This window comes from Mesorhizobium sp. KR2-14, assembly GCF_040049255.1.
Taxonomy (GTDB): Bacteria; Pseudomonadota; Alphaproteobacteria; order Rhizobiales; family Rhizobiaceae; genus Pseudaminobacter.
This window is the reverse complement of sequence record NZ_JBDZDR010000007.1, coordinates 199,925-220,734: the sequence shown is the minus strand read 5'-3', so window position 1 is coordinate 220,734 and position 20,810 is coordinate 199,925. Positions and strand designations below refer to the sequence as shown.

Genomic DNA, 20,810 nt, shown 5'->3' with positions numbered 1-20,810 from the left:
GTGCGAACTGCGCGAGAAGGATCCGTCGATGGCCTCGAGGACGCTCTTCCACATCGCAGCCGCGGCGATATTGGCCGGAGCTGCGGCGGCTATCGTTCCGACTTCGGCCATTTCCGGCCCCAACGCGGCCGATCGGCGCACATCCCTGACCGATCCGGCGGTCGTCGCTCCCCTCTTTTCAGACGACGCCATGACTATCCTGCGCCCACTGCAGGAGATGAAGAACGCCTGGGCGAAAATGCCCGAGGAAAATCGCATGAGGGTGCGCGAGGACTGCAAGAGGCCCCAAGACACCAGGGAGCAGGATCTGTGCGCGGCGGTGGAAAGCATGGAGCGGCAGCAGGCCTACTGAAGCCCGCGCGGGCTGGCCCCAGACATTTTCCCGCACCCCGGCAATTGGCGTATGGCGGCATGCGCTGCGAGCCTGCTAAAAGCCGCCCGCCATTCATGAGGCGTTCACAACGAACTTCGTAGATGGCGAACTGGCTTGCACCTTTTTGGTGCAGGCTCCGGATTTCGTCCGCGGCTGGTGCGGCGGCATTATTGAGAGGAACACTATGCGTATTGCAATGCGTCTTGCCCTTGCGGCTTCGGCCATCGCGCTCGCGATCGGCGCCGCGCAGGCGGAAGAGAAGGTCCTGAAGATCGGCACCGAGGGCGCCTATCCTCCCTTCAACAACCTGACCGCCGACGGCAAGCTCGAGGGCTTCGACATCGACATCGCCAACGCGCTCTGCGACGAGATGAAGGTGAAGTGCGAGTTCGTGACCCAGGAATGGGACGGCATCATCCCCGCCCTGCAGGCCGGCAAGTTCGACGCCATCATCGCGCAGATGTCGATCACCGACGAACGCAAGCAGCAGGTCGATTTCACCAACAAGTATATCGACACCCCGCCGGCGATCGCCGCGCGCAAGGATGCCGACATCAACGGCACCACCAAGGAAGACCTGGCCGGCAAGACCATCGGCGTGCAGGGCTCGACCATCCACTTCAACTATGCCGAACAGGCCTTCACCGACAGCACCGTCAAGGCCTACCCGACCGCGCAGGAATACCAGCTCGATCTGGCCAACGGTCGTCTCGACGCTATCAACGACGACATCGTCTCGATCCAGGAATGGCTGGATTCGCCGGAAGGCGACTGCTGCAAGCTGGTCGGCACCTTCAAGTCCGTCGAGGAGATCCACGGCCCCGGCGCCGGCATCGCCTTGCGCAAGGGCGAGGACGAGCTTCGCGAGAAGCTGAACGTTGCCATCGACGCGATCCGCGCCAACGGCAAGTACAAGGAAATCAACGACAAGTACTTCAAGTTCGACGTCTTCGGCGAATAAGCCGCAAGCGTCGGCTTGTGTCGAGCTTTCGAACGGCGGGCAGCAACCTCGCCGTTCGATCCTGGCCGCGTTGACGGCGGCGGCCGCGCCGGCATTCCTGCCGGCAAAAAGCCCCGCCCACACATCGCCCGCTCGCCCTTGCGACGTGCGGGCAAGCAGGCCTGGGGCGGGGGCTTACAAGGAGAGGACTACCCGAATGAAACTGTTCAAGATCACCACCGTCGTTGCCCTGCTTGCCATGGTTCTGGCCGGCTGCGCCTCGACCGAACGAGAGCAGCGCGCCGGCACCGGTGCACTGATCGGCGCTGCTGGCGGCGCGCTCGTGGGCCAGGCGCTGGGCCGCAACACCACCAGCACGGTGGTTGGCGCCGCGGGCGGCGCCCTGCTGGGTGCGGCGGTCGGCAACATGACGACCCCCAAGCGCGGCGGCGAGGAAATGTGCCGCTATCGCGCACATGACGGCCGCGTCTACACCGCGCCCTGCGACGACCGCTACTACAACGGCCGGTACTGAGGACTGCACCCCATGGGGGTTTAACGAACTTCGCACCGGCCCGGCAGAACAGCTTCCGGGCCGGTGTGATCCTTGCCGCAGGGATGCCGACAGCCGCTGCCGCATCACCGGCGCGCAGAACGACCGAGACGGCGCCCGCCGAATCCGAGGCTGCATCCGAAAGCAATATGTTCGAGAAAATAGCGCCGAACTGTGGCGGCGGTGGTGCCCCCTGCCGGGATCGAACCAGCACTCCTCTCGGAACCTGATTTTGAGTCAGGCGCGTCTACCAATTCCGCCAAGGGGGCCCTGCCCTTGCGGGCGGACGGTTGCGGACTATACGGTCCGGCCTGTCGCCGTCAACTGCCCAGTTATCGAATTCGTTGCGCAACGCCATTGTTAAGCCCTGGAATTCTCTCTAGACAGAACCGGCCCATCAACGGAACCCTCCATGCTTCGCAGACTTTACGACTGGACCCTGTCGCTGGCGGCACGCAAATCCGCCGAATGGTGGCTCGCCTTCATCGCCTTCGTGGAAAGCTCCGTCTTCCTGATTCCGGCCGACGTTCTCTATCTGCCGATGGCATTGTCGCGGCCCAACCGCGCCTATCGCTACGCGCTGGTGGCGACGGTGGCATCGGTGCTGGGCGGCATCGCCGGCTGGTACATCGGCTATCACGCCTATGAAAGCATCGCCAAGCCGGTGCTGGAGTTCTACGGCAAGCTCGACCAGTTCGAGGCGCTGAAGGCCTCGTCCGGCGCCGGCTTCATCCTGCTGCTGCTGCTGACGTCGGGCGCCACGCATCTGCCGCCGATCAAGGTGGTGACCATCCTCGCCGGCGTCATCCATGTGGACCTGGGACTGTTCGTGGCTTCCGCGATCGTCGCCCGCGGCGGCCGCTTCTTCTTCCTGGCCTGGCTGCTGCGCAGCTATGGCGAGCCGATCCGCAACTTCGTCGAGGAGCGGCTGGGCCTGCTCGCCGGCGCGGGCGCAGGCGCCCTCATCGTGCTATACCTCGCCGCGAGATACGTGCTTTGACCGCCCCCAACGCCCGAGGCGCATCGGATAATCGGATCATGTCCAGCCTTACCCAACCCACCAGCAGCGTCCAGACCGTCACCGCGATCATGCTGCTCGTCGCCATGGCCGCCGTGGTGGGCACCGCGCTGGGCTTCGAGCATCTCGGCGGCTACATTCCCTGCAAGCTCTGCCTGGAACAGCGCACCCCCTATTACGCCGGCATTCCGCTGATGGCGGTCGCCGCCTTGTCGTCGAGCCTCAACTGGCCGGCGGCGGTGACGCGGGGCCTGCTGCTGATCGGCGCGCTGCTGATGGCCTATGGTCTCTACCTCGGGGTGTTTCACTCCGGCGTCGAATGGGGCTGGTGGCCCGGTCCGACCGATTGCGGCGCCGTCTCCACGCCGGTGGACACGGGCGGCGGTGGCATCCTTGATGCGCTCAACACGGCAATGCCGCCCTCCTGCGAAAAGGCCGCCCTGCGCATCCTCGGCCTCTCCATGGCCGGATGGAACGCCATTGCCAGCCTGGTTCTGGCAATCATCGCCTTCCGCGGCGCCGTCGGCAAACCCTAGTTCAAGGAAACGGCGACAGCCGCAAGAGCCGGCAGAAGCGCGCGCCTCACGGCTCCAGTTCGACGTCCCAGTAGAGATAGTCGAGCCAGCTTTCGTGCAGATAGTTCGGCGGAAACAGCCGGCCATTGTTGTGCAGATCGTGCACCGTGGGCTGGTAGGGCGTCTGCTTGGGCCACATCTTGGCCTGCGCCGGCATCATGCCGCCCTTCCTGAGGTTGCAGGGCGAGCAGGCAGCCACGACGTTTTCCCAGGTGGTGGCCCCACCGCGATGGCGCGGAACGACATGGTCGAAGGTGAGTTCGTCCGACGCGCCGCAATACTGGCACTCGAAACGATCGCGCAGGAACACGTTGAAGCGGGTGAACGCCGGGTGGCGCGACGGCTTTACATAGTTCTTCAGGCAGATGACGCTCGGCAGCCGCATCGAGAACGAGGGCGAGGAAACTTCCTGGTCGTATTCTGCAACGATGTTCACCCGGTCGAGGAACACGGCCTTGATGGCGTCCTGCCACGACCAGAGCGACAGGGGGTAATAGCTGAGCGGGCGATAATCCGCGTTCAGCACCAGAGCAGGCAGGCCATCCGGAGATACGGTGACCGTCACTGACTCACCTCCTTGTCCTATGAACCTTTCGGCATAGATACTGTAAGCGCGACGTGACAGTGATGTGAAGCGTTTCGCTGTTGTCGCCCGCCTCCAAAAATCATCGATTTCAGGCTTTTTTTGGCATTTTCGACGGTGGAGCCCCCTCGCGGCCCCTGATTTCACGATAATATGACCAGAAGAGGCGTGCCGCGACCCCGCGCCAGGGGGCCCATGATTCGGCCAGCCCGGCCAGAATCTTCTCGCCCGGGCGGGGGTCGAGCCCCAGCGCCTGGCCCACTGCCGTCTGCAGCGCCACGTCGCGCGCCGGGAAGATGTCCGGGTGGCCGGCCGCGAACAGAAGGTAGACTTCGGCCGTCCACGGCCCGATCCCGGGCACGGCCGTCATGTGCCCGATCGCCTCGGCGGCATCGAGTTCGCACAGATGGTTCAGGTCGAGCCCGTCTTCAACCGCCTGAGCCACGGCCAGCAGCGTGCGCACCTTGGGGCGCGACAGGCCGGCCTCGCGAAACACCGCCTCGCCCGCGCCGAGCAGCGCCTGCGGCGTGAGCGGCGAAAGCAGGGTGATCAGACGCCCGAATATCGCATCGGCGCTCGCGCGAGACACCTGCTGCGAGACGATGATCGATGCCAGGCTGACAAAGCCCGGTTCGGACAGGCGCAACGGCACCTCGCCCGCCAGCGCGCGCACGCCGTTCAGCCGCGGGTCGATGGCGCAGAGCGCGGAGAGCCCTTCGGAGATGTCGTCAAGCGATCTGATGCGGCGCATGCGTCTTGTCCCGGGTTCGGCGGCAAAGTAGCAATCAGGGCATCGCCCGTTCAACCCGATATGTGCTTTTGCGATGAACACTCCTGCCGCGCCCGTCTTTCGATTCGCACCGAGCCCGAACGGCGAGCTGCATCTCGGCCATGCCTATTCGGCCCTGCTCAATGCGCGCCTGGCACAAGCCAGGGCCGGGCGGCTGCTGCTGCGCATCGAGGACATCGACATCACGCGCTGCACGCCGCAGTTCGAAGCCGGCATCTATCGCGACCTCGCCTGGCTCGGCATCGAATGGGAGCTGCCGGTCCGCCGCCAGTCGGAACATCTGGCGGAATACGAGGCGCTTCTGCAAAAGCTGATCGACGCCGAACTCGTCTATCCCGCATTCATGAGCCGCGGCGAGATCCGCGCCCATATCGCCGAGGTCGAGGCAACCGGTCGGCCCTGGCCGCGCGACCCCGACGGCGCACCGCTCTATCCCGCCGCCGACAAGACGCTCTCGGGGGCCAAGCGCCGGCGCCGCATCGAAGACGGCGCTGCCTTTGCCTGGCGCCTCGACACGCAAGCCGCGCTTGCGCGGCTCGAAGCCCCCTTGTTCTGGAACGAGTTCTCCGACGAGACGCTGCTCGACACGCGGGCCATCGAAGCGCGGCCGCAGGACTGGGGCGACGTGGTCATCGCCCGCCGCGAGATCCCCACCAGCTATCATCTTTCGGTGGTGGCCGACGACGCCTTGCAAGGCGTCACCCACGTCGTTCGCGGCCGCGATCTCTACGCCGCAACCGGCATGCAGCGGCTGCTGCAAAGCCTGCTCGGCCTGCCGGCGCCCGGCTATTTCCATCACAGGCTGATCCTCGGGGCCGATGGCCGCAAGCTGTCGAAAAGCGAGAACGCCAGCGGCCTCGCCGAACTGCGGCGCGCCGGCGTTTCGCCGGCCGAGGTCCGGCGCATGGTCGGCCTCTGAAAGACCAGCTCAGATGCGCGAAAGGCCCGCCTTGGCCAAAGCCAGGACGGCGATTGTCACGAAGGCACCGCAAAGGCCGGTCGCCGTGGCAAGGGTAAGGTCGCGAAGCGGGATGCCGTAGCAGTTGACGGCAAATATGGCGGCGAAGAAGCCGGCCGTGAACAGTGTCATGTTGCCGATGGGGCCGAAGCCGTCGTCACGCATGAGCACGTCCAGCGCCGCGCCAAAGATGAAGGCGATCACCGCCACCATCGCGACGGCCATCATCAGCCAGCCATATTCGAGATTCCAAAGCACGCCCGCTCCTTTCGAAGCCATGACGGCATCCGCCCCACACTTCTCCAATCTAAGGATCAAACGTTTCCCTTTGCTTGAGAAAATGAATGGCATTAGAGCAGACGCCGCAAGCCAAAGGGGTAGAGGACCCCGTGCACCGGGGGTCATGCATGCCGTCAAGCCTCAAGAAACTGGTTCCCGCGGCTTTCGTGCTGTTCTGGTCCACCGGATTCATCGGCGCCCGCTATGCGATGCCCTGGGCCGAGCCTTTCACCTTCCTGGCAGCGCGGTTCGCACTCGCATTCCTGCTTCTGGGCCTGCTTTCCGTTCTGGTCGGCGCGCGCTGGACCGGGCGCCGGCTTGCGCTGCATTCCGCGATCGCCGGCGCGCTTATGCACGGGGTCTATCTCGGCGGGGTGTTCTGGGCGATCCATCGCGGCTTGCCGGCCGGGCTTGCCGCGCTGATTGCCGGACTGCAGCCCCTGGTCACCGCCCTCGTGGCGGGCCGAGTGCTTGGCGAGCGGGTGCTGCCGCGCCACTGGGCGGGCCTGGCGGCGGGCTTTGCCGGCGTCGCGATCGTGCTTTCCCCGCAGCTCGGCGCCATTGACGGCGGCGTGACATGGCAGACCCTGTCGGCGGCATTCGTCGCCATGGCCGGCATGACCGCCGGCACAATCTGGCAAAAGCGCTTCGGAGCCGGGGGCGACCTGGTCACCGGCACGGTCTTTCAATATCTCGGCGTGGCCGCGGTCATGACCGCCGCCTCCTTCGCCGTCGAAACCCGCACCGTTACCATCAATGGCGAACTCGTCTTCGCCATGCTCTGGCTGGTCCTGGTGCTTTCCATCGGCGCCATCTTCCTGCTCATGGTGATGATCCGCGATGGCGAGATGTCGAAGGTCTCGTCGCTTTTCTACCTGGTGCCGGCTGTCACCGCGATCATGGCCTGGGCTCTGTTCGGCGAGACGCTGACGCCGCTGCAACTGGCCGGCATGGCCCTGACGATGCTGGGCGTCGGCCTGGCCATGGCTCAGCCGGGCACGCGGGCTCGCGCTTCGACATAGCGCAATATGGCCGCGTTGAGCTCTCCGCCCAGGATGAAGACGGCCGAGATGATGTAGAGGAACACCACCGCGATCATGATCGAGGCGAGCCCCGCATAGGTCGTCACATAGGACGAGAAATTGTCGAGATAGGTCGCGAAGACCGCCGACCCCACCAGCCAGCCCACCAGCGTGAAGCAGATGCCAGGCGCTATTGCCACCAGGCTGCGCCTGCCGGCCGGCAGCCAGACATGCACGGCAACCAGCGCCAGAACCAGCACCGTTGCAGCGATCACATAGCGCCACAGCGTGATGGTGCCCATGTAAGGCCTCATCCATTCGAACTTGGCCATTGCCAGGCGCACCAGCAGCGGCGCCAGCACAAGCAGCACGCTGATGGCCACAAAAACGACGGTGGCGATCAGCACGAATGCCAGGCTCTGCAGCCGCCGAAAAAAGACGGAGCGGGTTTCCCTGACGCGATAGGCGCGGTTGAGCGCGCTGCGCAGGGCCTCGACGCCGTTCGAGGCGAAAAACCCCGCCAGTAGCGCGCCATAGGTCAGCAGGTCGCCGCGCTGGACGGTCAGCACCTCCCGGACCTGATCGGCGATGGGCGCGGCAATCTCGGTCGGCCAGGTGTCGAAGACAAGGTGCACCGCTGTGTCGGCAAACGCCTTGGCTCCCAGGAAGCCCGCCAGCGTGGTTGCGAAGATGAGGAAGGGAAACAGCGCCATCAGCGCGGTGATCGCCAGATGACTCGCCATCGCCCAGCCGTCATCGTCATAGAAATGGCCAACGGCATCGAACAGGATGCGCTTTATCGCGACGATCGTTCTCATCCTGCCCGCATCCGATTCTTCTCCCTGGCCTCATACGGCCGGGAATATGGGAAGGCATGCCCGGCATTGGCAACCCTGAAAGCCGCTGCTGCCCGGCGCCTGCGGAGAGACCGGAGGCGCCGTGCGGTAATGAGCCACGCCCTCCTATCGTCATCCGGCAGATCGGGTTATGTCATGGCATCGCCTGCCGGCATTGCCCGACCGCGCCCGTGCCCATGCACGCCATGCGGCCAGACAATCGGGGGCCAGACCGAAGCAACGAAGCTGGAAAACAAATGGCAACCGTCTTCAACATTTTCGCCATCGTCATCATGTTCGCCGTGGTGGTCGTGCTGATCCGCGGGCTGATGAACATGATGCGCGGCGGCTCCGGCAACACCTCGAACAAGTTGATGCAGATGCGCGTGTTCCTGCAGTTCATCGCGCTGGTGCTCATTCTGGTCGCCCTGTATTTCAGCCGCGGCGGTTGAGCGAACAAACCGGGAGGAGGCAAATGGTAAAGCTCAACAAGATCTACACCCGAACCGGCGACGACGGCACCACCGGCCTGGGCAGCGGCGAACGGCGCCTGAAGTCGGACCTGCGCGTGGAAGCCTACGGCACGGTGGACGAAGCCAATGCCTGCATCGGACTGGCCCGGCTGCACACGCAAGCCGTCCACCCCGAGATCGACGCCATGCTGGCCCGCATCCAGAACGACATGTTCGACCTCGGCGCCGACCTCGCCACGCCGGACACCGGCAAGCCGCTGAGCTACGAGCCTCTGCGCATCGTTGCGGCCCAGACCGCACGGGTGGAGGCCGACATCGATCTCCTGAACAAGGACTTGCAGCCGCTGCGCTCCTTCGTGCTGCCCGGTGGCTCGCCGGCGGCCGCCGCGCTACACCTGGCCCGCACCGTGGCGCGCCGTGCCGAGCGCATGATGGTAGCGCTGGCGCAGGACCCGGCCGAGCACGTCAACCGCGACGGCATCAAATATATCAACCGGGTCTCGGACCTGCTCTTCGTGGCCGCCCGTGTCGTCAATGACAATGGAGCGGCCGATGTGCTATGGGTGCCCGGCAAGAATCGATAGCGGCATGCCAGAGGAGCGGACGACAAGCCGATGTTCATTCCGCTCTACGATTCCAATCATCTCAGGCACATCAAGCATCAATACGTCACGATAGGGCTGATCGCGGTCAACGTCGCGGTCTTCTTCCTCACTTCGTTTTCAGACGATTACACCGTGCAGGCCCGGATGCTGGGCCTTGGCTACATCCCGTCGGTGGCCTTCGAAAGGGCCGAGCTGCCGCTCGACCTGATGCTGGTGCCGACGCTGCTCACCTATGTGACCTACGCCTTCCTGCACAACGACATCCTGCACCTGGGCGGCAACATGCTGTTTCTGTGGGTGTTCGGTGACAATGTCGAGGATGCGCTCGGCTATCTCCGCTACCTGCTGTTCTATCTGCTCTGCGCCATCAGCGGCGCGGTGGTGCACGGTCTCGTCGCGCCCGATTCGCAGGCTCCGCTCATCGGTGCGTCCGGTGCCGTTGCGGGCATCGTGACGGCCTATCTCATCCTCTATCCGCGGGTGAAGGTGTGGGTACTGTTCTTCGGCCGCGTCCCGCTGCGCATCCCGGCCTACATCACGCTCGGCCTCTGGATCGCCTTCCAGCTTTCGATGCTCGTCCTGGGCGGCGACGACCAGATCTCCTGGGCCTGCCATGCCGGCGGCATCGCGGCAGGTGCCGTGCTGGTGGTGTTCTTGCGCAGCCGCGACGTGCCGCTTTTCGACCAGGAGGGGGCGGAAGCCCCGGCGGCGGAGGCCGCGCAGCCCGAACCGGCGCCGCCGGCGGATGGCACGGGCCCGTGGCCATGGGGCCGTCCCTGAACCGGGGTTCTGGACCTATCGAAACGGGCTCGATCGCGCCACGTTCAAACGATTTGCCGCGGTTCGGGATATTGACGCGCTTTTCGCCGCTAACTAGGGTCCGGCCGCTTGCGGGCGCTTGGTTGCCAGCGGAAGTACAGATCGGAATTTGCCGGTTTTTCGACTAATATGTCGTCAATCGGCAAATGGGAGGAGCCTCGCTCTGGTAGGGAGCGCTCCAAAGTATCATCAGAGAGGTGAGAAACACATGAAAGTTCTCGTCCCGGTCAAGCGGGTTGTCGACTACAACGTGAAGATCCGCGTGAAGTCGGATGGCTCGGGCGTCGAGCTCGCCAATGTCAAGATGTCGATGAACCCGTTCGACGAAATCGCGGTCGAGGAAGCGATTCGCCTGAAGGAGGCCGGCAAGGTCGAGGAGATCGTCGTGGTGTCGATCGGCCCGGCCCAGGCGCAGGAAACGCTGCGCACGGCGCTGGCGATGGGCGCGGACCGCGCGATCCTGGTCAAGACCGAAGGCGAAACCGAGCCGCTGGGCGTGGCCAAGGTGCTGAAGGGCGTGGTCGAGGCCGAGAAGCCGGGCCTGGTCATCCTCGGCAAGCAGGCGATCGACGACGACGCCAACCAGACCGGCCAGATGCTGGCCGCACTGCTGGGCTGGGCGCAGGGCACGTTTGCCTCCGAGATCGAGATCGACGGCGACAAGGCCAAGGTCACCCGCGAGGTCGACGGCGGCCTGCAGACGGTCGAGCTGAAGATGCCCGCCATCGTGACCACGGACCTGCGCCTCAACCAGCCGCGCTACGCCTCGCTGCCCAACATCATGAAGGCCAAGAAGAAGCCGCTGGACGAGAAGACCCCGGCCGACTTCGGCGCCGACGTGACCCCGCGCCTGAAGGTCTTGAAGACCGAGGAGCCGGGCGGCCGCAAGGCGGGCGTGAAGGTCGGCTCGGTTGCCGAGCTGGTCGACAAGCTCAAGAACGAAGCCGGCGTGCTTTAAGGTTCGGAAGGAAAGGGAACAGACAATGGCAATTCTCCTCATCGCCGAACACGACAACGCAACGCTCTCCGAGCAGACCGCCAAGGCCCTGTCGGCCGCGCTGAAGATCGGCTCGGACGTCGACGTGCTGGTCGCCGGCAAGGGCGCCAAGGGCGCCGCCGACGCCGCCGCCAAGCTGCAGGGCGTGCGCAAGGTGCTTCTGGTCGAGGCCGACGAGCTCGAGCAGCGCCTGGCCGAGCCGCTGGCCGACACCGTGGTGGCGCTGGCCGGCAACTACGACACCATCGTCGCGCCGGCGACCGCGTCGGGCAAGAACGTCGCCCCGCGCATCGCCGCCCTGCTCGACGTGTCGCAGATCTCGGAAATCGTCGAGGTCGTGTCGCCCGACACCTTCAAGCGCCCGATCTATGCCGGCAACGCCATCCAGACCGTGCAGTCGCCGGAGGCCAAGAAGGTCATCACCGTGCGCACCGCCGGCTTCCAGGCCGCAGGTGAAGGCGGCTCGGCTCCGGTCGAGACGGCTTCTGCCGCCGCCAACCCGGGCCTGTCGACCTTCATCGAGAACAAGCTGTCGGAAAGCGACCGTCCGGAGCTGACGTCCGCCCGCATCATCATCTCCGGCGGCCGCGCGCTCGGCTCTTCCGAGAAGTTCCAGGAGGTCATCCTGCCGGTGGCCGACAAGCTCGGCGCGGCGGTGGGCGCCTCGCGCGCCGCGGTCGACGCCGGCTATGCCCCCAACGACTGGCAGGTCGGCCAGACCGGCAAGGTGGTCGCGCCCGAGCTCTACATCGCCGTCGGCATCTCCGGTGCGATCCAGCACCTGGCCGGCATGAAGGACTCCAAGGTCATCGTCGCCATCAACAAGGACGAGGAAGCACCGATCTTCCAGGTGGCCGACTACGGCCTCGTCGGCGACCTCTTCACCATCCTGCCGGAACTCGAAAAGGCGCTTTGACGCCTCCGCGACAAGCATATTAAATTGGAATGGCCGGGGTGGACGAAACCGCCCCGGCCATTTAGTTTGCACTGCACAAAATGTCTGAAAGGGCCCTTCACGGGATCAAAATAATGAGCAGCACCATCGAGACGATCGGCATCATTGGCGCGGGCCAGATGGGCGGCGGCATCGCCCATGTCTCGGCGCTCGCGGGATACAAGGTGCTGCTGTACGATATCTCCGGCGAACGCATCGAAAAGGGCATCGCCACCATCAGCGGCAACCTGGCCCGCCAGGTCAGTGGCGGCAAGCTGTCGGAAGACCAGCGCAAGGCCGCCATGTCGCGCATCTCGGCCGCCCATGACATGGCCGACCTCGCCGGCGCAGATCTCGTCATCGAGGCTGCCACCGAGGACGAGACGGTCAAGCGCAAGATCTATGCCCAGCTCTGCCCGCTGCTCAATCCCGAGGCGATAGTGGCCACCAACACCTCGTCGATCTCGATCACGCGGCTGGCCTCGCAGACCGACCGGCCGGAGCGCTTCATCGGCATACATTTCATGAACCCCGTTCCGGTCATGAAGCTGGTCGAGCTGGTGCGCGGCATCGCCACCGAGGACAAGACCTTCGAGGCGGCCAAGGAATTCGTCCACCGGCTCGACAAGACCACCACCGTTTCGGAGGACTTCCCGGCCTTCATCGTCAACCGCATCCTGCTGCCGATGATCAACGAGGCGATCTACACGCTCTATGAGGGCGTCGGCACGGTTGAAGCCATCGACACCGCGATGCGGCTCGGCGCCAACCATCCGATGGGGCCGCTGCAGCTTGCCGACTTCATCGGCCTCGACACCTGCCTGTCCATCATGCAGGTGCTCCATGACGGCCTGTCGGATTCGAAATACCGCCCCTGCCCGCTGCTGGTGAAATATGTCGAGGCCGGCTGGCTCGGCCGCAAGACCGGCCGCGGCTTCTACGACTATCGCGGCGAGCACCCGGTGCCGACGCGCTAATCCTATGGCGGCGGCCTGCATCCGCGACGGCCGCCGCACCCCTGACTTCTCAAGAACTCGCCCTATTCGGCGGCCCGCAGCCCCGTCTTCGGCCGCACATTCTGGTTCAGCCGGAACATGTTTTGCGGGTCGTAGCGCTGCTTGATCTCTGCAAGACGCTGATAGTTAGCGCCATAGGCCGCCTCCACGCGCTCGACCTCGTCGCCCGGCATGAAGTTGACATAAGCCGTGCCGATGGCGAGCGGCCTGGCATCTTCGTAGAGGCGCCGTGCCCATTCGATGCACGCCTTGTCCATTGCCGGATCGCGCCAGCGCGCATGCACGTTCATGACGAAGTGCGGAAGCCGCTGCGGGAAGGCCGTCGCGCCTGCCGGGACGCGGCTGGCGGCACCGCCGACATATCCGATGAATATCTCGCATTCGGGCCCGGGCAGTTCGCGAACCGCGCCGATCAGCAGGTCGATGCCCGCGTCTGAAAGCTCGGCAAAGTCGTGGCTCTTCCAGTAGTTGCGCGCGCCCGGCGCCAGCAGCGGGTCGAAGGCCTGCTGCCAGCCGGTAAACGGGTGGGGGCTGACGACGTCGGCAATGGGCGTGCCGATTGCGCGCATCCGGGCTGCCGCTTCCTCGCCCTTTTCGATCGGGCCGCAATCGCACATGGCCAGAACCAGCACCTCCTTGCCGTGCCATTCGGCGGGCAGGAACGGAAGCGGCGGCGCCTTGCGCATTACCACCCAGGTGGTGAACTCGTCGGGCGCGGCCGCAAGTGCTTCGCGGTATTCGCGCAGCACCGCCCGCGCATCCTCGAACGGATGCACGACCAGGCCGGACAGAACCTCTGGGCCGACCTTGTGCAGCTGGAATTCGAAGGCCGTGACGATGCCGAAATTGCCGCCGCCGCCGCGCAGCGCCCAGAACAGGTCCGGATTTTCCGTGGCACTCGCGCGCACCAGCTCGCCATTGGCGGTGACGACGTCGGCCGACAGGAGGCTATCGCATGTCAGCCCGTATTTGCGGGTCAGCCAGCCGAATCCGCCTCCCAGCGTGAGCCCGGCAATGCCGGTGGTCGAGTTGATGCCGGTGGGCACCGCCAGGCCGAAGGCCTGCGTTTCCTTGTCCACGTCGGCAAGCGTCGCGCCCGGCTCCACCCAGGCTCGCTCGGCTGACACATCGACCCGCACCGACTTCATCGGCGACAGGTCGATCATCAGCCCGCCGTCGCACAGCGCACTGCCGGCAATGTTGTGACCGCCGCCGCGAACGGCGACCAGAAGCTGGTTGTCGCGCGCGAAGCGGATCGCCTGCATGACGTCCGCTGCCCCGGAGCAGCGCACGATAAGCCCCGGCTTCCGGTCGATCATGGCGTTCCAGATGACGCGCGCCTCCTCATAGGCGTCGTCGTCTTCGCGCAGCAAGCTGCCGCGCAGGCCGGCTGGGAGCGCTTCCAGCGCCGCCGCGTCGATGGCGATCTTGCCTGCTCCGAGGGTGGTGAGATTGAGGCTGGTCATGAACAGTCTCCCGTTTGGGTGTGACCGTCCCCCAGCAAATTTTGCGCCTGCGCAGGTTCACGCACAAGCCAGAGCGCAAAAAAACCGGACAGGCTGGCGCCTGCCCGGCAAACCGCCAGGTCAGTTGCCGATCGCCGCCTCTACCAGGCGCTTGGCATCGGGGCTCGCCCATTCGGCAGGCCCGTTCATGTGGGCAAGCAGGCAGCCCTCGCCGTCGACCAGCAGCGTCACCGGCAGGCCCAGCGCCAGTCCTTGCGTCTTCAAGGTGTTGAAGAGGCCAAGCGTGTTGTCGCGGTAGAGGCCAAGCTGGTCTACGCCGATCTCGGAGAGGAACTTCTTCGGCTTCTCGTTGTCGCCGGTGTCGACATTGACGGCGAGGACCTCGAAGTTTTCGCCGCCCTTTTCCTTCTGCAAGGCGTTGAGCGCCGGCATCTCGGCCCGGCAGGGCGCGCACCAGGTGGCCCACAGATTGACCAGCAGCGTCTTGCCGGCGTGGTCCCCCAGCGTCATCGGCTTGCCGTCGGGCGAGGTGAAGGCCAGGCTGCTGACCGATCGCGGCGGGTCGGCCGGCATCATCGCCGCCACTTCGCCCACCGCCGCCGCAGCGGCACCCTTGCTCTTGTCGGCCTTGGCCGCGCAGGCGGCGTTGTCGGCACTGTCCTCGACCGGAGCGCTGGCGGAAAGCTGCGGTTGCGGCGCACCGGCCGGCGCCGTGTTGCCAGACCACATGTTGGTGGCATATACCGCGATCGCGCCGGCAAAACCGCCGGCCACAGCCGCCATCAGCAGAAGACGCGTGGTGGGTATCAGTTTCTTTTCGTCAGCCATTCACTTTATCTCCGGAGCCCGGTTACCACGATGAGCGACAAGAAGGCCAGCAACGCGATGTGGGGCGGACGTTTTGCCTCGGGCCCGGCCGCGATCATGGAAGCGATCAACGCCTCGATCGACTTCGACAAGAAGCTTTACGCGCAGGATATCCGCGGCTCGATCGCCCATTCCGAAATGCTTGCCGAGACGGGCATCATTGCGACGGAAGATCAAGAAAAAATCGCTCACGGCCTGAACACGATATTGAAAGAGATCGAAAGCGGCGCGTTCGAGTTCTCGACCAAGCTGGAAGACATCCACATGAACGTGGAAGCGAGGCTGGCCGAGCTGATCGGCTCCGCCGCCGGGCGCCTGCACACCGCCCGCTCGCGCAACGACCAGGTGGCTGTCGATTTCCGCCTCTGGGTGAAGGACGAACTGTTCCGCGTCGCCGACGCACTGAAGGGCCTGATCGAGGCATTCCTGGTGCGCGCCGAAGAGCATGCCGCAACCGTGACGCCAGGCTTCACCCACATGCAGACGGCGCAGCCGGTGACCTTTGGCCACCACTGCATGGCCTATGTCGAGATGTTCAGCCGTGACCTGTCGCGGGTGCGCGACGCGATCGAGCGCATGGACGAGAGCCCGCTGGGTTCGGCGGCACTCGCCGGCACCGGCTTTCCCATCGACCGCTTCCGCACCGCCAAGGCGCTCGGCTTCCGCGAGCCGACCCGCAATTCGCTGGACAGCGTGTCGGACCGCGACTTCGCGCTGGAGTTTTTGTCGATTGCCGCCATCTGCGCCACGCATCTGTCGCGCCTGGCCGAGGAGATCGTGATCTGGTCGACGCCGCAGTTCGGCTTCGTAAGGCTGTCCGACAGCTTTTCGACCGGCTCCTCGATCATGCCGCAGAAGAAGAACCCAGATGCCGCCGAACTGGTGCGCGCCAAGACCGGCCGCGTCAACGGCCATCTGATCGGCCTGCTGACGGTAATGAAGGGCCTGCCGCTCGCCTATTCGAAGGACATGCAGGAAGACAAGGAAGCCGTCTTCGACGCGGCCGAAACGCTCGACCTGATGCTGGCGGCCATGACCGGTATGGTCGGCGACATGACCATCAACGAAGCGGCGATGAAGAAGGCCGCCGGCTCAGGCTACTCCACCGCCACCGACCTTGCCGACTGGCTGGTGCGCACGCTTAACCTGCCCTTCCGCGACGCACACCATGTCACCGGCCGCGCCGTGGCACTGGCCGAGAGCAAGAAGGTCGGGCTGGAGAAGCTCGCGCTGGAGGACCTGCAGTCGATCCATGCCGGCATCACCGAGGACGTCTTCTCGGTTCTGTCGGTGCAAAATTCGGTGAAAAGCCGCACCTCCTTCGGCGGCACGGCGCCAGCCGAGGTGCGCCGCCAGATCCGCTACTGGAAGAAGCGCATCGCCAAGGCCTGAGGCGCGCCTTCCCGCGGCCCCATTTGCGCGGACGCTGGATCGCCGGGGGTGCAAAGCGTGCAAAACTTCGCTACAAGCGGCGGACGGATTTTTCACGCACGGATGACACGGATGACCGGCAGCAGACTTCTCACCACGCTCGTGCTTCTGGCCGCGGTCGCCGCGGTCTCGGCCTGCGGGCGCAAGGCCGGCCTCGACTCGCCCTACGAAGCCGCCGTGCAGGCGCGCAAGGACGCTGAAAAGGCCAACGAGCCGCTGCCGCCCGAGCCGGCGCCGCCGGTTGCCGACAAGCCGTTCATCCTCGATGGCCTGATCTGATCGGAACCGAACTGCCGTGAACCACTTCGAATACCGCAACGGCGTGCTGCATGCCGAAGACGTGCCCCTGCCCGAAATCGCGACGGCTGTCGGCACCCCGTTCTATTGCTATTCCACGGCGACGCTGACCCGGCATTTCAACGTGTTCAGCCAGGCATTCGCCAGCCTCGACGCGTTGGTCTGCTATGCGCTGAAGGCCAACTCCAACCAGGCGGTGCTGAAGACGTTGGCGATGCTGGGCGCCGGCGCCGACGTGGTCTCTGAGGGCGAACTGCGCCGCGCGCTTGCCGCCGGCATTCCTGGCAGCAAGATCCTGTTTTCGGGCGTCGGCAAGACCGCGCGCGAAATGGACCTTGCGCTGTCGGCCGACATTCTCTGCTTCAACGTGGAGTCGGAGCCGGAGCTGGAGCTTCTTTCGGCGCGCGCCGTCGCGATGGGCAAGCAGGCGCCGGTGTCGCTGCGCATCAACCCCGACGTCGACGCCAAGACCCACCAGAAGATCTCCACCGGCAAGGCCGAGAACAAGTTCGGCATTCCGTGGCAGCGGGCGCGCGCCGTCTATGCCCGCGCGGCCGAGCTGCCGGGCATCCGCATCACCGGCATCGACATGCATATCGGCAGCCAGATTACCGAGCTGCAGCCCTTCGACGACGCCTTTGCGCTGCTTGCCGAACTGGTCGAGACGCTACGCGCCGACGGCCATGCCATCGACCATGTCGATCTCGGCGGCGGGCTCGGCATTCCCTATCGCACCGACAATTCGCCCCCGCCCCTGCCCGACGCCTATGCGCAGGTGGTGAAGGAGCGTGTCGGCAAGCTCGGCCTGAAGGTGATGTTCGAGCCCGGCCGGCTGATCGTGGGCAATGCCGGCATCCTGGTTTCGGAAGTGATCTACCTGAAGGAAGGCGACGCCAAGAACTTCCTGATCGTCGATGCCGCCATGAATGACCTGATCCGGCCGACGCTTTACGAAGCCTTCCACGAGATCCGCCCGGTGGTGCAGCCGCCGGTAGACGCGCCGCGCATGGTGGTCGATGTCGTCGGCCCGGTCTGCGAAACCGGCGACTTCCTCGGCCTCGACCGCGACCTGCCGCGCCTGCAGGCGGGCGACCTGATCGCAGTCAGCACGGCCGGCGCCTATGGCGCGGTGCAGTCGGGAACCTACAACACCAGGCTGCTCGTGCCCGAGGTTCTGGTCGACGGCGACCGCTTCCACGTCATCCGCCGCCGACAGAGCTACGACGAGCTGATCGGGCTCGATTCGCTGCCCGACTGGCTTTGATCACGCCCGGGACAAGCAATCACGATTTCTTGCCCGGCCTCGTCTTCGCCGTGTTTGCTGCTATGCTTTCCTGTCAGGTAGCGCCTTTGCGCGCCCGGAAAGGCCAATGACGGAAACGCCTGCAAATACAGCCGACGGCCGGTTTGTCCGGCGCCTGCGCCGCGCAAGGCTGGCCACGCTTGCCTCCATGATGGTGGAGCGCGGCTGGCCCTTGGTGCTGCCGCTGCTGGTGACGGCGAGCCTGTTCGTCAGCCTGGCCTGGCTCGGCGTCTTCCGCATCGTGCCCGAACTCGTCCGCTTCGGGCTGCTGGGCGTCTTTGCCCTGGCAGCGTTGGCCGCGCTCTATCCGCTTCGCTTCTATCGCCAGCCCTCGCCGGCCGAGGTCGACCGGCGCATCGAAGCCGCGAGCCGGCTGCCGCATACGCCGGTGCTGGTGCAGACCGACCGGCCAAGCGGCCCGCCGAGTGCCTTCGCGCAGGTGCTGTGGCGCGAACACCAGCGGCGCATGGCCGAGAAGCTGGGCGATATCGACAGCGACGCGCCGCGCCCGCGCGTGCCGGAGCGCGACCCGTGGGGCCTGCGCGACGCGGCAGCGCTGTTGCTATTCGTGGCCTTTGCCTTCTCGCAAGGGCCGTTGGGTGGCAGCATAGCCGATGCCTTCCGGCCCGGTTCGGGCTTCGAAAGCATCCCGCCTCGCATCGATGCCTGGGTTACCCCGCCGGCCTATACCGGCAAGCCGCCGATGCTGCTGACCTCTGATGCAAAGGATGCTTACGAGGCCAACTTCACCGTGCCGCAGGGCAGCGAGGTTTCGCTGCGCGTCTCCGGTGGGTCGGGCAACGAAACACTGACCTTCACCGACGCCAGTGGCGCGGAACACGAGATCGCCACCAAGGCCGCCACGCCGGTGGCCACTGCGGCAACGGCCGCACGCGAGTTTGCCGGCAAGCTCGATGCCGATGGCGTGCTGAGCCTCACCGCCGGAAGGCGCGAACTGCGCCAATGGACCTTCTCCATTATTCCCGACAAGCCGCCGACGATCCGCTTCCTGGAGGATCCGAAGCAGGCGGCCAACGGCGCCCTGGAGCTCAACTACGAGATTCTCGACGACTACGGGGCGGCATCCGCCAAGGCCGAGTTCGAGTTGGCCTCGCCGCAGGCCGCGTACGCCCACCCGCTCTACAAGGCTCCCGAACTGAAGCTCGCCCTGCCCCGCCGCGGCGGCGATGGCAAGGCCCGGACCTCGCGCGACCTGACCGACCATGTCTGGGCCGGCAGCACGGTGCGGCTCACGCTGAAGGCGACCGACGACGCCGGCCAGGAGGCGGTCAGCGAGACCAAGACCTTCACCCTTCCCGAGCGGCCCTTCGCCAACCCGCTGGCGCGCGCCGTGACCGAGCAGCGCCGCATCTTCTCGCTCGATGCCAATCGCAAGCCCTATGCGCTCGAGCTCATCGATGCCATCACGCTGCGCCCGGAAGAGACGTTCGACAGCCTGGCGAACTTCCTCGGCCTGATGGCCGGTCGCACGCAGCTCAAGATTGCCCGCTCGGATGACCAGTTGCGCGCCACCTCCGACTATTTCTGGCAGATGGCTCAGGCAATCGAAGACGGCTCGCTTTCGACCGCCGAGAAGCGCCTGCGCCAGGCGCAGGAGGCGCTCAAGCAGGCGCTGCAGAACGGCGCCAGCGACGACGAGATCGACAAGCTCATGAAGGAGCTGCGGCAGGCGATGAGCGACTTCCTGCGCGAATTTGCCGAGCGCGCCAAGCGCGACCCCAACCTTGCGCGACAACAGCAGCAGGACGGACAGGAGCTGCGCCAGAGCGACCTCGAGCGGATGATGGACCAGATCGAGAACCTGGCGAAGTCCGGCAACAAGGACATGGCCGAGCAGCTTCTGTCGCAGCTGCAGGACATGATGAACAACCTGCAGGCGGGCCGCCAGCAGCAGGGCCAGGGACAGGGCCAGGGGCAGAGCGAAACGCGCCGGCAGATGGACAAGCTGGGCGAGATCATGCGCCGCCAGCAGGAGATGATGAACGACACGTTCCGCCTGGACCAGATGCAGCGGGGCCAGCAGGAAGACGAATTCAGCGAATGGCAGCGTGGCGGACCGCTGCCGCACGAGGGGCGCGGCCGGCAGGACGGCCATCAGGGCAAAGGTCAAAAGCCGGGCAAGCAGCCGGGCTCGCAGCCGTCGCCGGACGACCTGGCGGATGCGCTCAAGCAGCTCCAGCAGGGCCAGGGCAAGTTGCGCAAGGACCTGCAGGGACTGACCAAGGACATGGAAAAGCTGGGCATTCAGCCGGGCAAGGATTTCGGCGAGGCCGGCGACGCCATGGGCCAGGCCGAGGACGCGCTGGGCGACGCCGAAGGCAATCGCGCAGTCGGCGAGCAGGGCCGCGCGCTGGAAGCGCTGCGCCGCGGAGCCCAGGACATGATGAAGCAAATGCGGCAGGCGATGCAGGACGAACAGGGCGGCAGCAAGCCCGGCGGCCAGCAGAATTCCGATCGCGATCCGCTCGGCCGCCCGCGCGCCACCACCGGCCCGGACTTCGGCAATTCGGTGAAGGTGCCGGACGAGATCGACGTGCAGCGTGCCCGCCAGATCCTCGACGCCATCCGCAAGCGGCTCGGCAATGCGCTCAGCCCGGAAATCGAGAAGCGCTATCTGGAGCGGCTGCTGGAGATGCGGTGAGTCTTCCAGCTCG

General features: G+C 65.6%; 23 protein-coding genes and 1 tRNA gene. 17 read left to right on the top strand and 7 right to left on the bottom strand.

Features of this window, described 5'->3' with window-relative positions; translation table 11 throughout:
- The first annotated feature begins 28 nt into the window (after window positions 1-28).
- From ABLE86_RS18295 to ABLE86_RS18285, 3 genes are all read left to right on the top strand, one after another.
- Window positions 29-352: a hypothetical protein gene (locus ABLE86_RS18295; protein ID WP_348780398.1), complete on the top strand. Its 324-nt coding sequence runs from the start codon at window positions 29-31 to the stop codon at window positions 350-352.
- Window positions 353-557: 205 nt separating this feature from the next.
- Window positions 558-1,334 carry an ABC transporter substrate-binding protein gene (locus tag ABLE86_RS18290; protein ID WP_348780397.1) on the top strand — a complete coding sequence of 259 codons (777 nt, stop codon included), beginning with the start codon at window positions 558-560 and terminating at the stop codon, window positions 1,332-1,334.
- Between the two features lie 196 nt (window positions 1,335-1,530).
- Window positions 1,531-1,848: a glycine zipper domain-containing protein gene (locus ABLE86_RS18285; RefSeq protein ID WP_348780396.1), complete on the top strand. Its 318-nt coding sequence runs from the start codon at window positions 1,531-1,533 to the stop codon at window positions 1,846-1,848.
- Window positions 1,849-2,050: 202 nt separating this feature from the next.
- Here the strand turns inward: ABLE86_RS18285 and ABLE86_RS18280 are convergent.
- A tRNA-Leu gene (locus ABLE86_RS18280) sits at window positions 2,051-2,135 on the bottom strand.
- Window positions 2,136-2,278: 143 nt separating this feature from the next.
- Here ABLE86_RS18280 and ABLE86_RS18275 point away from each other — a divergent pair.
- Together ABLE86_RS18275 and ABLE86_RS18270 are read left to right on the top strand one after the other, a co-directional pair.
- Window positions 2,279-2,866, top strand: a complete 588-nt coding sequence (locus ABLE86_RS18275) for a YqaA family protein (protein WP_348780395.1) — start codon at window positions 2,279-2,281, stop codon at window positions 2,864-2,866.
- Between the two features lie 38 nt (window positions 2,867-2,904).
- The gene (locus tag ABLE86_RS18270) at window positions 2,905-3,420 is read left to right on the top strand and encodes a disulfide bond formation protein B (protein ID WP_348780394.1); all 516 of its coding nucleotides are present in this window, start codon (window positions 2,905-2,907) and stop codon (window positions 3,418-3,420) included.
- Between the two features lie 46 nt (window positions 3,421-3,466).
- Here ABLE86_RS18270 and ABLE86_RS18265 read toward each other — a convergent pair whose 3' ends face one another.
- Window positions 3,467-4,024, bottom strand: a complete 558-nt coding sequence (locus ABLE86_RS18265; protein ID WP_348780393.1) for an HNH endonuclease — start codon at window positions 4,022-4,024, stop codon at window positions 3,467-3,469.
- Window positions 4,025-4,133: 109 nt separating this feature from the next.
- Entirely contained in the window at window positions 4,134-4,793 is a 660-nt protein-coding gene (locus tag ABLE86_RS18260) for a DNA-3-methyladenine glycosylase (RefSeq protein WP_348780392.1), read from the bottom strand.
- 73 nt (window positions 4,794-4,866) lie between these two features.
- On the opposite strand from ABLE86_RS18260, the gene gluQRS reads away from it, so the two are divergent.
- Window positions 4,867-5,751, top strand: coding sequence for a tRNA glutamyl-Q(34) synthetase GluQRS (gene gluQRS / locus ABLE86_RS18255; RefSeq protein ID WP_348780391.1), 885 nt, complete (start codon window positions 4,867-4,869; stop codon window positions 5,749-5,751).
- 9 nt (window positions 5,752-5,760) lie between these two features.
- On the opposite strand, the gene ABLE86_RS18250 is transcribed toward gluQRS, so the two are convergent.
- Window positions 5,761-6,069: a hypothetical protein gene (locus tag ABLE86_RS18250; protein ID WP_348780390.1), complete on the bottom strand. Its 309-nt coding sequence runs from the start codon at window positions 6,067-6,069 to the stop codon at window positions 5,761-5,763.
- Window positions 6,070-6,197: 128 nt separating this feature from the next.
- Here ABLE86_RS18250 and ABLE86_RS18245 point away from each other — a divergent pair, with 128 nt between their 5' ends.
- Complete coding sequence (locus tag ABLE86_RS18245; RefSeq protein WP_348780389.1) at window positions 6,198-7,091, top strand: DMT family transporter; 894 nt, start codon at window positions 6,198-6,200, stop codon at window positions 7,089-7,091.
- Here ABLE86_RS18245 and ABLE86_RS18240 read toward each other — a convergent pair.
- Window positions 7,058-7,909, bottom strand: a complete 852-nt coding sequence (locus ABLE86_RS18240; RefSeq protein WP_348780388.1) for a YihY/virulence factor BrkB family protein — start codon at window positions 7,907-7,909, stop codon at window positions 7,058-7,060. The genes ABLE86_RS18245 and ABLE86_RS18240 overlap by 34 nt on opposite strands.
- Before the next feature lie 275 nt (window positions 7,910-8,184).
- Between ABLE86_RS18240 and ABLE86_RS18235 the strand changes: the two genes are divergently transcribed.
- From ABLE86_RS18235 to ABLE86_RS18210, 6 genes are all read left to right on the top strand, one after another.
- Window positions 8,185-8,379, top strand: coding sequence for a twin transmembrane helix small protein (locus ABLE86_RS18235; protein WP_348780387.1), 195 nt, complete (start codon window positions 8,185-8,187; stop codon window positions 8,377-8,379).
- A gap of 23 nt (window positions 8,380-8,402) precedes the next feature.
- Window positions 8,403-8,984, top strand: coding sequence for a cob(I)yrinic acid a,c-diamide adenosyltransferase (locus ABLE86_RS18230; protein WP_348780386.1), 582 nt, complete (start codon window positions 8,403-8,405; stop codon window positions 8,982-8,984).
- 30 nt (window positions 8,985-9,014) lie between these two features.
- Window positions 9,015-9,785 (top strand): rhomboid family intramembrane serine protease, encoded by a 771-nt coding sequence (locus ABLE86_RS18225; protein WP_348780385.1) that lies wholly within the window; start codon window positions 9,015-9,017, stop codon window positions 9,783-9,785.
- A 247-nt stretch (window positions 9,786-10,032) separates the two neighbouring features.
- On the top strand, window positions 10,033-10,782 hold the full coding sequence (locus ABLE86_RS18220) for an electron transfer flavoprotein subunit beta/FixA family protein (RefSeq protein WP_348780384.1): 750 nt from the start codon (window positions 10,033-10,035) through the stop codon (window positions 10,780-10,782).
- A 25-nt stretch (window positions 10,783-10,807) separates the two neighbouring features.
- A complete protein-coding gene (locus tag ABLE86_RS18215; RefSeq protein WP_348780383.1) occupies window positions 10,808-11,737 on the top strand; it encodes an electron transfer flavoprotein subunit alpha/FixB family protein in 930 nt (309 codons plus the stop codon).
- A 113-nt stretch (window positions 11,738-11,850) separates the two neighbouring features.
- Window positions 11,851-12,732 carry a 3-hydroxybutyryl-CoA dehydrogenase gene (locus ABLE86_RS18210; protein ID WP_348780382.1) on the top strand — a complete coding sequence of 294 codons (882 nt, stop codon included), beginning with the start codon at window positions 11,851-11,853 and terminating at the stop codon, window positions 12,730-12,732.
- 62 nt (window positions 12,733-12,794) lie between these two features.
- Here ABLE86_RS18210 and ABLE86_RS18205 read toward each other — a convergent pair whose 3' ends face one another.
- Window positions 12,795-14,237, bottom strand: coding sequence for an FAD-binding oxidoreductase (locus tag ABLE86_RS18205; protein ID WP_348780381.1), 1,443 nt, complete (start codon window positions 14,235-14,237; stop codon window positions 12,795-12,797).
- Window positions 14,238-14,357: 120 nt separating this feature from the next.
- The gene (locus ABLE86_RS18200) at window positions 14,358-15,065 is read right to left on the bottom strand and encodes a TlpA disulfide reductase family protein (RefSeq protein ID WP_348780380.1); all 708 of its coding nucleotides are present in this window, start codon (window positions 15,063-15,065) and stop codon (window positions 14,358-14,360) included.
- A gap of 30 nt (window positions 15,066-15,095) precedes the next feature.
- On the opposite strand from ABLE86_RS18200, the gene argH reads away from it, so the two are divergent.
- From argH to ABLE86_RS18180, 4 genes are all read left to right on the top strand, one after another.
- Window positions 15,096-16,496 carry an argininosuccinate lyase gene (argH, locus tag ABLE86_RS18195; protein ID WP_348780379.1) on the top strand — a complete coding sequence of 467 codons (1,401 nt, stop codon included), beginning with the start codon at window positions 15,096-15,098 and terminating at the stop codon, window positions 16,494-16,496.
- 111 nt (window positions 16,497-16,607) lie between these two features.
- Complete coding sequence (locus ABLE86_RS18190) at window positions 16,608-16,814, top strand: lipoprotein (RefSeq protein WP_348780378.1); 207 nt, start codon at window positions 16,608-16,610, stop codon at window positions 16,812-16,814.
- 16 nt (window positions 16,815-16,830) lie between these two features.
- Window positions 16,831-18,096 carry a diaminopimelate decarboxylase gene (gene lysA, locus ABLE86_RS18185; protein WP_348780377.1) on the top strand — a complete coding sequence of 422 codons (1,266 nt, stop codon included), beginning with the start codon at window positions 16,831-16,833 and terminating at the stop codon, window positions 18,094-18,096.
- 106 nt (window positions 18,097-18,202) lie between these two features.
- Complete coding sequence (locus tag ABLE86_RS18180; protein ID WP_348780376.1) at window positions 18,203-20,797, top strand: TIGR02302 family protein; 2,595 nt, start codon at window positions 18,203-18,205, stop codon at window positions 20,795-20,797.
- Window positions 20,798-20,810 lie beyond the last annotated feature (13 nt).